This window comes from Mycolicibacterium sp. ND9-15 (genome assembly GCF_035918395.1).
Taxonomy (GTDB): domain Bacteria; phylum Actinomycetota; class Actinomycetes; order Mycobacteriales; family Mycobacteriaceae; genus Mycobacterium.
In genome coordinates, this window is the sequence record NZ_CP142362.1 from 3947275 (window position 1) to 3959547 (window position 12273).

The window sequence follows — 12273 nt, forward strand, 5'->3', positions numbered from 1 at the left end:
AGCGCTCGCGCGAAGAGGAGTACACCATGGCAGAGTTGACGATCTCGGCGGATGAGATCCAGGGCGCAGTTGAGGAGTATGTCGCTGCCTTCGAGGCGGACACCGAGCGCGAAGAGATCGGCACCGTCATCGACGCAGGCGACGGTATCGCTCACGTCGAGGGCCTCCCGTCGGTCATGACCCAGGAGTTGCTCGAGTTTCCGGGTGGCGTGCTCGGCGTCGCGCTGAACCTCGACGAGCACAGCGTCGGCGCGGTCATCCTCGGTGACTTCGAGAAGATCGAAGAGGGCCAGCAGGTCAAGCGCACCGGCGAGGTCCTCTCGGTCCCGGTGGGCGACGCCTTCCTCGGCCGCGTGGTCAATCCGCTGGGCCAGCCGATCGACGGCCGCGGCGAGATCGAGACCACCGAACGGCGAGCCCTCGAACTCCAGGCGCCCTCGGTGGTGCAGCGCCAGGGCGTGAACGAGCCGCTGCAGACGGGCATCAAGGCGATCGACTCGATGACCCCGATCGGTCGCGGTCAGCGGCAGTTGATCATCGGTGACCGCAAGACCGGTAAGACCGCAGTCTGTGTGGACACCATCCTCAACCAGCGGCAGAACTGGGAGACCGGCGACCCCGACCAGCAGGTCCGCTGCGTGTACGTTGCGGTCGGGCAGAAGGGCACCACGATCGCCAGCGTGCGTCAGACCCTCGAAGAGGGTGGCGCGATGGAGTACACAACGATCGTCGCCGCACCGGCATCGGACTCCGCCGGTTTCAAATGGCTTGCGCCATACACCGGCTCGTCGATCGCCCAGCACTGGATGTACGACGGCAAGCACGTGCTGATCGTCTTCGACGACCTGACCAAGCAGGCCGAGGCCTACCGCGCGATCTCGCTCCTGCTGCGCCGTCCGCCGGGCCGCGAGGCGTACCCCGGAGACGTGTTCTACCTGCACTCGCGGCTGCTGGAGCGCTGCGCGAAGCTGTCCGACGAGTTGGGCGGCGGCTCACTGACCGGGCTGCCGATCATCGAGACCAAGGCCAACGACATCTCGGCCTACATCCCGACCAACGTCATCTCGATCACCGACGGCCAGTGCTTCCTGGAGACCGACCTGTTCAACCAGGGTGTCCGGCCGGCGATCAACGTCGGCGTCTCGGTGTCGCGCGTCGGCGGCGCCGCCCAGATCAAGGCGATGAAAGAAGTAGCGGGAAGCCTCCGCCTAGATCTGTCGCAGTACCGCGAACTCGAATCGTTCGCGGCGTTCGCCTCCGATCTGGACGAGACGTCGAAGGCACAGCTGGACCGCGGCGCCCGGCTCGTCGAGGTGCTCAAGCAACCGCAGAACAGCCCGATGCCGGTCGAGGAACAGGTCGTCGCAATCTTCCTGGGCACCAGGGGTCACCTGGATTCCGTTCCCGTCGAGGACGTTTCGAAGTTCGAGCGGGAGTTCCTCGAGCACGTCAAGGGCTCGCAGGAGGGCATCCTCAAGGAGATCCGGGAGAGCAAGAAGCTCTCCGAGGAACTGGAAGAGAAGCTCGGAAAAGTGGTGAACGACTTCAAGAAGGGCTTCGCCACCACCGACGGCAGCTCGGTCGTGCCCGACGAGCATGTCGAGGCGATGGACGAGGAAGACGTCGAAAAGGAATCGGTGAAGGTTCGTAAGCCCGCACCGAAGAAGAAGAAGTAAGGCCTGAGAACAGATGGCTGCCACACTGCGCGAATTGCGCGGCCGTATCCGCTCCGCGGGCTCGATCAAGAAGATCACCAAAGCCCAGGAGCTGATCGCGACGTCGCGGATCGCCAAGGCGCAGGCCCGAGTCGAGGCGGCTCGGCCCTACGACCGCGAGATCACCAACATGCTGACCGAACTCGCGACCGCGAGCGCGCTGGATCACCCGCTGCTCGTCGCGCGCGAGAACCCCCGGCGCGCTGCGGTGTTGGTGGTGTCGTCGGACCGAGGACTCGCCGGCGCGTACAACGCGAACATCTTCCGGCGGTCCGAAGAGCTGTTCTCGTTGCTCCGTGAGGAGGGCAAAGATCCCATCCTCTATGTGGTGGGCCGGAAAGCTCTTGCCTATTACAGTTTCCGCAACTGGGACATCCAGGAGTCGTGGACCGGTTTCTCCGAGCGGCCTGACTACGAGAACGCGCAAGAAATCGCGACGACGTTGGTCGACGCCTTTCAGGCAGGCATGGATGACGAAGGCGACGATCCCGGGGCGGACGACGTGCTCGGCGTCGACGAATTGCACATCGTGTTCACCGAATTCAAATCGATGCTGTCGCAGTCGGCGATCGCACGCCGGATCGCACCGATGGAGGTGGAGTACGAAGAGGTGGAAACCGGACCGCACACGCTGTTCTCTTTCGAGCCGGACCCCGAAACCCTCTTCGGTTCGCTGCTGCCACGGTACGTCTCCACCCGGATCTTCGCCGCGCTGCTCGAGGCGGCGGCGTCGGAGTCGGCTTCGCGCCGACGCGCCATGAAGTCGGCGACCGACAACGCCGACGACCTCATCAAGGATCTGACGCTGATGGCCAACCGCGAGCGGCAATCTCAGATCACCCAAGAAATCAGCGAAATCGTCGGTGGCGCGAACGCGCTTGCGGACGCGGCCAAGAAGTAGCCCCAGAAAGCGAAGAGAAGACATGACTGCTACTACTGAGAAACCAGAAAATGCGACCGACACCGCCGGTCGCGTCGTACGTGTCACCGGTCCCGTTGTCGACGTCGAGTTTCCCCGCGGTTCCGTGCCGGAACTGTTCAACGCGCTGCACGCCGAGATCGGCTACAAGGATCTGGCCAAGACGCTGACTCTCGAAGTCGCCCAGCACCTCGGCGACAACCTGGTGCGGTGCATTTCGATGCAGCCCACCGACGGCCTGGTGCGTGGCGTCGACGTGACCGACACCGGCAGCTCGATCTCTGTGCCCGTCGGTGATGGCGTCAAGGGCCACGTGTTCAACGCGCTCGGCGCCTGCCTGGATGAGCCCGGTTACGGCAAGGACTTCGAACGTTGGTCGATCCACCGTAAGCCGCCGGCGTTCGACCAGCTGGAACCCAAGACCGAGATGCTGGAGACCGGCCTGAAGGTCGTCGACCTGCTCACCCCGTACGTCCGCGGGGGCAAGATCGCACTGTTCGGCGGCGCCGGCGTCGGTAAGACCGTTTTGATCCAGGAGATGATCAACCGCATCGCCCGAAACTTCGGTGGCACATCGGTGTTCGCCGGCGTGGGTGAGCGCACCCGCGAGGGCAACGACCTCTGGGTCGAGCTGGCGGATGCCGACGTGCTCAAGGACACCGCGCTGGTGTTCGGCCAGATGGACGAGCCGCCCGGCACGCGTATGCGAGTCGCGTTGTCGGCGTTGACGATGGCCGAATTCTTCCGCGATGAGCAGGGTCAGGACGTGCTGTTGTTCATCGACAACATCTTCCGGTTCACCCAGGCGGGTTCCGAGGTTTCGACGCTGCTCGGCCGCATGCCGTCCGCGGTGGGCTACCAGCCGACGCTGGCCGACGAGATGGGTGAGCTGCAGGAGCGCATCACCTCGACGCGTGGCCACTCCATCACCTCGATGCAGGCGGTGTATGTGCCCGCCGACGACTACACCGACCCGGCGCCTGCGACCACGTTCGCTCACCTCGATGCCACCACCGAGCTGAGCCGGTCGGTGTTCTCCAAGGGCATCTTCCCGGCGGTGGATCCGCTGGCGTCCAGCTCGACGATCCTCGATCCCAGCGTGGTCGGCGACGAGCACTACCGCGTCGCGCAGGAAGTCATCCGAATCCTCCAGCGCTACAAGGACCTTCAGGACATCATCGCGATTCTCGGCATCGACGAGTTGGCCGAGGAGGACAAGCAGCTGGTGCAGCGTGCCCGCCGTATCGAGCGGTTCTTGTCGCAGAACATGATGGCGGCCGAGCAGTTCACCGGTCAGCCGGGTTCGACCGTTCCGCTGAAGGAAACCATCGAAGCCTTCGACAAGCTCGCCAAGGGCGATTTCGACCATCTTCCGGAGCAGGCGTTCTTCCTCATCGGCGGCCTCGAGGATCTGGAGAAGAAGGCTGAGAGCCTTGGCGCCAAGATGCAAGACGGTGGCGGCGACGGAGCGCCGGCACAGACGGACACGAACGGCGGCGCCGACAAGGACGACGATTCCGACAAGGGCGAATAGCGATGGCGGAACTAGACGTCGACATTGTCGCCGTCGAGCGGGAAATCTGGTCGGGCAAGGCGACGTTCCTCTTCACCCGTACCACGGCAGGTGAGATCGGAATCCTGCCTCGCCACATCCCGCTGGTTGCCCAACTCGTCGACGACGCCATGGTGCGCCTCGAGCGAGAGGGTGAGGATGATGTGCGCATCGCGGTGAACGGCGGATTCATGTCGGTCACCGATCACGGAGTGATCATCCTCGCAGAATCCGCCGAACTCGAGAACGAGATCGATGCCGACAGCGCGCGTCAGGACTCCGAATCCGACGATCCCGCAATCGCCGCCAAAGGTCGAGCGAGGCTTCGCGCCCTGGGCCAGATCGACTAGCGGCCGCCACCTAGGCGAGCGGAGCGACGGGATAGGAAGATGAGCGCGCTCATGGTCATAATGGTCGCGCTGATCTGCGTGCTGCTCGTCGTCGTGGTGGCTCTCTCCTACCGGCTGTGGAAGCTACGACAGGTGGGTGGTACCGCGGCGATACTGCGGGACGTACCGGCTGTCGGCGGCCATGGCTGGCGTCACGGCGTAATGCGTTACCGCGGCGGCGAAGCGGGTTTCTACCGGTTGTCCAGCCTGCGTTGGTGGCCGGATCGCCGGTTGAGCCGCCGCGGTCTGGAGATCGTCTCGCGGCGTGGGCCACGCGGCGACGAGTTCGACATTATGACCGACGAGATCGTGGTGCTGGAATTGCGCGATACCAGCCCTGAACGTCGCCGCCGCTACGAAATCGCGCTGGATCGCGGTGCGCTGACGGCGTTTTTGTCCTGGTTGGAGTCCAGGCCCTCACCCCGCGCACGACGTCGCAGCTTCTAATCCGTTGCCGGACCGCCCGGTTGCCACAGCACATCGCCGTCGGGATTTGCCGCCCGGGACAGGATGAACAGCAGATCCGACAGCCTGTTCAGGTATTTCGCAGGTAACACGCTGATCGCGTCGCCGTGCGCCTCCACTGCTGCCCAGGCCGACCTCTCGGCGCGGCGGGTCACTGTGCGAGCAACGTGTAGCAGCGCGGACAGAGGCGTACCACCAGGCAGGACAAACGAATTCAGTGCAGACAGCGACTCGTTGAACTCGTCGCACCAAGCTTCCAGTCGGTCGACGTAGGTTGGAGAGATTCGCAGAGGGGGGTGTTCGGGGTCGTCGACGACGGGTGTCGACAGGTCAGCCCCCGCATCGAAGAGGTCGTTCTGAATTTGCTTGAGCACCTTCACGATTTGCCTGTCGGGGTTTCCCAAGGCGATTGCCACGCCGATGGCGGCGTTGGCTTCGTCGCAGTCGGCATACGCCACGAGGCGGGCGTCGGTTTTCGACACCCTGCTGAAATCGCTCAAGCCCGTAGTGCCGTCGTCGCCGGTGCGCGTGTATATCCGGGTCAGATGGACCGCCATGGTCAAACCGTACCGGAACGCGTATCCGAGAAACTGACACGGCTCCGCGGCGCTGTTTACACTGACCCGCGTGAGCGAGCGATTCGTGGTGACCGGCGGAAACCGGTTATCGGGCGAAGTTGCCGTCGGGGGGGCCAAGAACAGCGTCCTCAAGTTGATGGCCGCGGCCCTGCTGGCCGAAGGGACCAGCACGATCACCAATTGCCCGGACATTCTCGACGTGCCGCTGATGGCCGAGGTGCTTCGAGGGCTGGGGGCCACAGTCGAACTGGACGGCGACGTCGTTCGGATCACCTCGCCTGACGAACCCAAGTACGACGCCGACTTCGCCGCGGTCCGCCAATTCCGCGCGTCGGTGTGTGTGTTGGGTCCGCTCGTCGGCCGCTGTAAACGTGCCAAAGTGGCGTTGCCAGGCGGCGACGCGATCGGATCGCGGCCGTTGGACATGCATCAGGCCGGCCTGCGGCAGTTGGGGGCGCGCTGCAACATCGAGCATGGTTGCGTGGTCGCCGAGGCGGACCATCTTCGGGGCGCCGAGATCCAGCTCGAATTTCCCTCCGTCGGGGCGACCGAAAACATCCTGATGGCGGCCGTCGTCGCCGAGGGCGTCACCACCATCCATAACGCCGCGCGCGAACCCGACGTCGTCGATTTGTGCGCGATGCTCAATCAGATGGGTGCCCAGATCTCCGGTGCGGGCACCTCCACGATGACGATTACCGGCGTCGACCGGCTCTATCCCACAGAGCACCGGGTGATCGGCGACCGGATCGTGGCGGCGACGTGGGGGATCGCCGCGGCGATGACGCACGGCGACATCTCGGTCATCGGCGTCGACCCTCAGCATTTGCAGTTGGTATTGCACAAGCTGCACGACGCGGGCGCCACGGTGACCCAGTCCGACGACGGTTTCCGGATCGTCCAGTACGAACGTCCGAAGGCGGTGAACGTCGCGACGCTGCCGTTCCCGGGATTTCCGACGGACTTGCAGCCGATGGCGATCGCGCTGGCGGCGATCGCCGACGGCACATCGATGATCACGGAAAACGTGTTCGAAGCACGGTTCCGGTTCGTCGAGGAGATGGTCCGCCTGGGGGCCGACGCCCGGACCGACGGGCATCACGCGGTGATCCGGGGAATCCCACAGTTGTCCAGCGCACCGGTCTGGGCATCGGACATTCGCGCGGGCGCGGGCCTGGTTCTGGCCGGGCTGGTTGCCGACGGCGACACCGAAGTGCACGACGTCTTCCACATCGACCGGGGCTATCCGCTATTTGTCGAGAACCTCAAGAGCCTCGGCGCAGAAATCGAGCGGGTGGCCTGACTCCGGTCGGGCGGTGAGTCCGGAGCCTGCCGCCGGTTCGAGGGTCCCTTTGGACTTCGTGCGCGCCTGGCGTATCCTCTTGTGAGAAGCCCACGGCCCCAGGCCAATCGGACTGGAGGACGGGGTTTGACGTCTCTGTCCAGTCGGTATAGACTGGCAGGGTTGCCCCAAAAGCGGGTGTGTTGTTTGAGAACTCAATAGTGTGTTTGGTGGTTTTTGTTTGTTGTTGTTTTTTGCCATGCCCTGTTTTCCCGTTTGTGGGTGTGGTGTTTTTTGATGCCAGTTTTTGGTGTCGTGCTTGTGTCAGATTTTCTGAATGGTTTTTGTTTGGAGAGTTTGATCCTGGCTCAGGACGAACGCTGGCGGCGTGCTTAACACATGCAAGTCGAACGGAAAGGCCCTTTCGGGGGTGCTCGAGTGGCGAACGGGTGAGTAACACGTGGGTGATCTGCCCTGCACTTTGGGATAAGCCTGGGAAACTGGGTCTAATACCGGATAGGACCACGCATTGCATGGTGTGTGGTGGAAAGCTTTTGCGGTGTGGGATGGGCCCGCGGCCTATCAGCTTGTTGGTGGGGTGATGGCCTACCAAGGCGACGACGGGTAGCCGGCCTGAGAGGGTGTCCGGCCACACTGGGACTGAGATACGGCCCAGACTCCTACGGGAGGCAGCAGTGGGGAATATTGCACAATGGGCGCAAGCCTGATGCAGCGACGCCGCGTGGGGGATGACGGCCTTCGGGTTGTAAACCTCTTTCAGCTACGACGAAGCGTAAGTGACGGTAGTAGCAGAAGAAGCACCGGCCAACTACGTGCCAGCAGCCGCGGTAATACGTAGGGTGCGAGCGTTGTCCGGAATTACTGGGCGTAAAGAGCTCGTAGGTGGTTTGTCGCGTTGTCCGTGAAAACTCACAGCTTAACTGTGGGCGTGCGGGCGATACGGGCAGACTGGAGTACTGCAGGGGAGACTGGAATTCCTGGTGTAGCGGTGGAATGCGCAGATATCAGGAGGAACACCGGTGGCGAAGGCGGGTCTCTGGGCAGTAACTGACGCTGAGGAGCGAAAGCGTGGGGAGCGAACAGGATTAGATACCCTGGTAGTCCACGCCGTAAACGGTGGGTACTAGGTGTGGGTTTCCTTCCTTGGGATCCGTGCCGTAGCTAACGCATTAAGTACCCCGCCTGGGGAGTACGGCCGCAAGGCTAAAACTCAAAGGAATTGACGGGGGCCCGCACAAGCGGCGGAGCATGTGGATTAATTCGATGCAACGCGAAGAACCTTACCTGGGTTTGACATGCACAGGACGCCGGCAGAGATGTCGGTTCCCTTGTGGCCTGTGTGCAGGTGGTGCATGGCTGTCGTCAGCTCGTGTCGTGAGATGTTGGGTTAAGTCCCGCAACGAGCGCAACCCTTGTCTCATGTTGCCAGCACGTGATGGTGGGGACTCGTGAGAGACTGCCGGGGTCAACTCGGAGGAAGGTGGGGATGACGTCAAGTCATCATGCCCCTTATGTCCAGGGCTTCACACATGCTACAATGGCCGGTACAAAGGGCTGCGATGCCGTGAGGTGGAGCGAATCCTTTCAAAGCCGGTCTCAGTTCGGATCGGGGTCTGCAACTCGACCCCGTGAAGTCGGAGTCGCTAGTAATCGCAGATCAGCAACGCTGCGGTGAATACGTTCCCGGGCCTTGTACACACCGCCCGTCACGTCATGAAAGTCGGTAACACCCGAAGCCGGTGGCCTAACCCCGTGTGGGAGGGAGCCGTCGAAGGTGGGATCGGCGATTGGGACGAAGTCGTAACAAGGTAGCCGTACCGGAAGGTGCGGCTGGATCACCTCCTTTCTAAGGAGCACCACGATGTTTGGGCCGGCCCGCAGATCGCGGATTGTCCGGTGTCTCAGACCGATTCGTTGGATGGCCTTTCACCTGTAGTGGGTGGGGGTCTGGTGCACGACAAACGTTGAGCCGGCGTGGGAAACGCTGGTGATGAGGGATTGCCAGACACACTATTGGGCTTTGAGACAACAAGCCCGTTGTTCCTGGTTGTGGCCGGGAGGCGTGTTGTTGCCCTGTCTTTGGTGGTGGGGTGTGGTGTTTGATTTGTGGATAGTGGTTGCGAGCATCTCGCAATGGATTGCCTCCTCTTTTTGGGGGTGGTTTGTTGTGTGATAATGCAATTTTTTGATTCTTCCGAGAATTTTTTGATCTGTTTTGTGTGTAAGTGTTTAAGGGCGCATGGTGGATGCCTTGGCACTGAGAGCCGATGAAGGACGTGGGAGGCTGCGATATGCCTCGGGGAGTTGTCAACCGAGCGTGGATCCGAGGATGTCCGAATGGGGAAACCCGGCACGAGTGATGTCGTGTCACCCAGCGCTGAATGTATAGGCGTTGGGGGGGAACGCGGGGAAGTGAAACATCTCAGTACCCGTAGGAAGAGAAAACAAGTGTGATTCCGTTAGTAGTGGCGAGCGAACGCGGAGGATGGCTAAACCGTGTGCATGTGATACCCGGCGGGGGTTGTGTGTGCGGTGTTGTGGGGCCTGTGTTCTTCTGACCGCCGTCAGGAGCAGCAGTGATAAAGCAGTGGGTTAGGTGAAGTGGCCTGGGATGGTCTGCCGTAGCGGGTGAGAGCCCCGTAACCGAAAACGTGCTGCCTGTTGTCGCAGGATCCCCGAGTAGCAGCGGGCCCGTGGAATCTGCTGTGAATCTGCCGGGACCACCCGGTAAGCCTGAATACTTCTCAGTGACCGATAGCGGATCAGTACCGTGAGGGAATGGTGAAAAGTACCCCGGGAGGGGAGTGAAAGAGTACCTGAAACCGTGTGCCTACAATCCGTCAAAGCCTCCGCTTGTCGTGGGGTGATGGCGTGCCTTTTGAAGAATGAGCCTGCGAGTCAGGGACATGTCGCGAGGTTAACCCGGGTGGGGTAGCCGCAGCGAAAGCGAGTCTGAATAGGGCGTATCACGTCAGCAGTGGCGTGTGTAGTGGTGTGTTCTGGACCCGAAGCGGAGTGATCTACCCATGGCCAGGGTGAAGCGCGGGTAAGACCGCGTGGAGGCCCGAACCCACTTAGGTTGAAGACTGAGGGGATGAGCTGTGGGTAGGGGTGAAAGGCCAATCAAACTCCGTGATAGCTGGTTCTCCCCGAAATGCATTTAGGTGCAGCGTTGCGTGTTTCTTGTTGGAGGTAGAGCTACTGGATGGCCGATGGGCCCTACTAGGTTACTGACGTCAGCCAAACTCCGAATGCCGACAAGTCAAAGCGTGGCAGTGAGACGGCGGGGGATAAGCTCCGTGCGTCGAAAGGGAAACAGCCCAGATCGCCGGCTAAGGCCCCTAAGCGTGTGCTAAGTGGAAAAGGATGTGCAGTCGCGAAGACAACCAGGAGGTTGGCTTAGAAGCAGCCACCCTTGAAAGAGTGCGTAATAGCTCACTGGTCAAGTGATTGTGCGCCGATAATGTAGCGGGGCTCAAGCACACCGCCGAAGCCGCGGCAGCGCACACCTTTTGGTGTGTGTTGGGTAGGGGAGCGTCCTGCATCCGGTGAAGCCACAGAGTGATCTAGTGGTGGAGGGTGTGGGAGTGAGAATGCAGGCATGAGTAGCGATAAGGCAAGTGAGAACCTTGCCCGCCGGAAGACCAAGGGTTCCTGGGCCAGGCCAGTCCGCCCAGGGTGAGTCGGGACCTAAGGCGAGGCCGACAGGCGTAGTCGATGGACAACGGGTTGATATTCCCGTACCCGTGTATGAGCGTCCCTGACGAATCCATTCTGCTAACCACCCAAAACCTGGCCGACTGATCCCTTCGGGGTGATGGGGTCGGGGGCTGCGTGGGACCCGTGTGGGTAGTAGTCAAGCGATGGGGTGACGCAGGAAGGCAGCCGTACCAGTCAGTGGTAATACTGGGGCAAACCGGTAGGGAGAAACCTAGGCAAATCCGGGTTTCACATATCCTGAGAGGTGATGCATAGCCGAGTGAGGCGAATTCGGTGATCCTATGCTGTCGAGAAAAGCCTCTAGCGAGCGCATACACGGCCCGTACCCCAAACCAACACAGGTGGTCAGGTAGAGAATACCAAGGCGTACGAGTGAACTATGGTTAAGGAACTCGGCAAAATGCCCCCGTAACTTCGGGAGAAGGGGGACCCACACACCGTCAACACCCTTTGCGGTGGGCAGCGGGAGTGGGTGGCACAAACCAGTGAGAAGCGACTGTTTACTAAAAACACAGGTCCGTGCGAAGTCGCAAGACGATGTATACGGACTGACGCCTGCCCGGTGCTGGAAGGTTAAGAGGACCCGTTAACCCGCAAGGGTGAAGCGGAGAATTTAAGCCCCAGTAAACGGCGGTGGTAACTATAACCATCCTAAGGTAGCGAAATTCCTTGTCGGGTAAGTTCCGACCTGCACGAATGGCGTAACGACTTCTCAGCTGTCTCAACCATAGACTCGGCGAAATTGCATTACGAGTAAAGATGCTCGTTACGCGCGGCAGGACGAAAAGACCCCGGGACCTTCACTACAACTTGGTATTGGTGCTCGATACGGTTTGTGTAGGATAGGTGGGAGACTGTGAAGCCGTCACGCCAGTGATGGTGGAGTCGTTGTTGAAATACCACTCTGATCGTATTGGGCCTCTAACCTCGAACCGTCTATCCGGTTCAGGGACAGTGCCTGGTGGGTAGTTTAACTGGGGCGGTTGCCTCCTAAAAAGTAACGGAGGCGCCCAAAGGTTCCCTCAACCTGGACGGCAATCAGGTGTTGAGTGTAAGTGCACAAGGGAGCTTGACTGCGAGACGGACATGTCAAGCAGGGACGAAAGTCGGGACTAGTGATCCGGCACCCCCGAGTGGAAGGGGTGTCGCTCAACGGATAAAAGGTACCCCGGGGATAACAGGCTGATCTTCCCCAAGAGTCCATATCGACGGGATGGTTTGGCACCTCGATGTCGGCTCGTCGCATCCTGGGGCTGGAGCAGGTCCCAAGGGTTGGGCTGTTCGCCCATTAAAGCGGCACGCGAGCTGGGTTTAGAACGTCGTGAGACAGTTCGGTCTCTATCCGCCGCGCGCGTCAGAAGCTTGAGGAAACCTGTCCCTAGTACGAGAGGACCGGGACGGACGAACCTCTGGTCCACCAGTTGTCCCACCAGGGGCACCGCTGGATACCCACGTTCGGACAGGATAACCGCTGAAAGCATCTAAGCGGGAAACCCCCTCCAAGACCAGGCTTCTCACCCATCAAGTGGGATAAGGCCCCCCGCAGACCACGGGATCGATAGACCAGACCTACACACCCAGCAATGGGCGCAGGGAACTGGCACTAACCGGCCGAAAACTTACACACACTCG

General features: G+C 61.2%; 7 protein-coding genes and 2 rRNA genes. 8 read left to right on the plus strand and 1 reads right to left on the minus strand.

The genetic code is table 11. The features are described 5' to 3' along the window. Window positions 1-26 precede the first annotated feature (26 nt). Genes atpA through QGN32_RS18870 form a run of 5 tightly spaced genes read left to right on the plus strand, consistent with a single transcriptional unit; the run spans window position 27 to window position 5022 of the window. Window positions 27-1676 (plus strand): F0F1 ATP synthase subunit alpha, encoded by a 1650-nt coding sequence (gene atpA, locus QGN32_RS18850; RefSeq protein ID WP_326545812.1) that lies wholly within the window; start codon window positions 27-29, stop codon window positions 1674-1676. A 13-nt stretch (window positions 1677-1689) separates the two neighbouring features. Beyond that, complete coding sequence (locus QGN32_RS18855) at window positions 1690-2616, plus strand: F0F1 ATP synthase subunit gamma (protein ID WP_326545813.1); 927 nt, start codon at window positions 1690-1692, stop codon at window positions 2614-2616. Window positions 2617-2638: 22 nt separating this feature from the next. After that, complete coding sequence (gene atpD, locus QGN32_RS18860; RefSeq protein WP_326545814.1) at window positions 2639-4168, plus strand: F0F1 ATP synthase subunit beta; 1530 nt, start codon at window positions 2639-2641, stop codon at window positions 4166-4168. 2 nt (window positions 4169-4170) lie between these two features. Further along, window positions 4171-4536, plus strand: coding sequence for a F0F1 ATP synthase subunit epsilon (locus QGN32_RS18865; protein WP_326545815.1), 366 nt, complete (start codon window positions 4171-4173; stop codon window positions 4534-4536). Window positions 4537-4575: 39 nt separating this feature from the next. Then, window positions 4576-5022 carry a DUF2550 domain-containing protein gene (locus QGN32_RS18870; RefSeq protein WP_326545816.1) on the plus strand — a complete coding sequence of 149 codons (447 nt, stop codon included), beginning with the start codon at window positions 4576-4578 and terminating at the stop codon, window positions 5020-5022. Here the strand turns inward: QGN32_RS18870 and QGN32_RS18875 are convergent. Next, complete coding sequence (locus QGN32_RS18875; RefSeq protein ID WP_326549149.1) at window positions 5019-5597, minus strand: cob(I)yrinic acid a,c-diamide adenosyltransferase; 579 nt, start codon at window positions 5595-5597, stop codon at window positions 5019-5021. The two genes, QGN32_RS18870 and QGN32_RS18875, sit on opposite strands and share 4 nt — an antisense overlap. A 70-nt stretch (window positions 5598-5667) precedes the next feature. On the opposite strand from QGN32_RS18875, the gene murA reads away from it, so the two are divergent. The 3 genes from murA (at window position 5668) to QGN32_RS18890 (ending at window position 12268) form a co-directional block, all read left to right on the plus strand. Then, complete coding sequence (murA, locus tag QGN32_RS18880) at window positions 5668-6921, plus strand: UDP-N-acetylglucosamine 1-carboxyvinyltransferase (protein ID WP_326545817.1); 1254 nt, start codon at window positions 5668-5670, stop codon at window positions 6919-6921. A gap of 324 nt (window positions 6922-7245) precedes the next feature. Next, a 16S ribosomal RNA gene (locus QGN32_RS18885) occupies window positions 7246-8767 on the plus strand. 373 nt (window positions 8768-9140) lie between these two features. Next, a 23S ribosomal RNA gene (locus tag QGN32_RS18890) occupies window positions 9141-12268 on the plus strand. The 16S and 23S rRNA genes sit together here, the layout of an rRNA operon. The last annotated feature ends 5 nt before the right edge of the window (window positions 12269-12273 follow it).

Coding starts and splice junctions, on each gene's coding strand:
- atpA (WP_326545812.1), top strand. CDS start 27: ATGGCAGAGTTGACGATCTCGGCGGATGAGATCCAGGGCGCAGTTGAG.
- QGN32_RS18855 (WP_326545813.1), top strand. CDS start 1,690: ATGGCTGCCACACTGCGCGAATTGCGCGGCCGTATCCGCTCCGCGGGC.
- atpD (WP_326545814.1), top strand. CDS start 2,639: ATGACTGCTACTACTGAGAAACCAGAAAATGCGACCGACACCGCCGGT.
- QGN32_RS18865 (WP_326545815.1), top strand. CDS start 4,171: ATGGCGGAACTAGACGTCGACATTGTCGCCGTCGAGCGGGAAATCTGG.
- QGN32_RS18870 (WP_326545816.1), top strand. CDS start 4,576: ATGAGCGCGCTCATGGTCATAATGGTCGCGCTGATCTGCGTGCTGCTC.
- QGN32_RS18875 (WP_326549149.1), bottom strand. CDS start 5,597: ATGGCGGTCCATCTGACCCGGATATACACGCGCACCGGCGACGACGGC.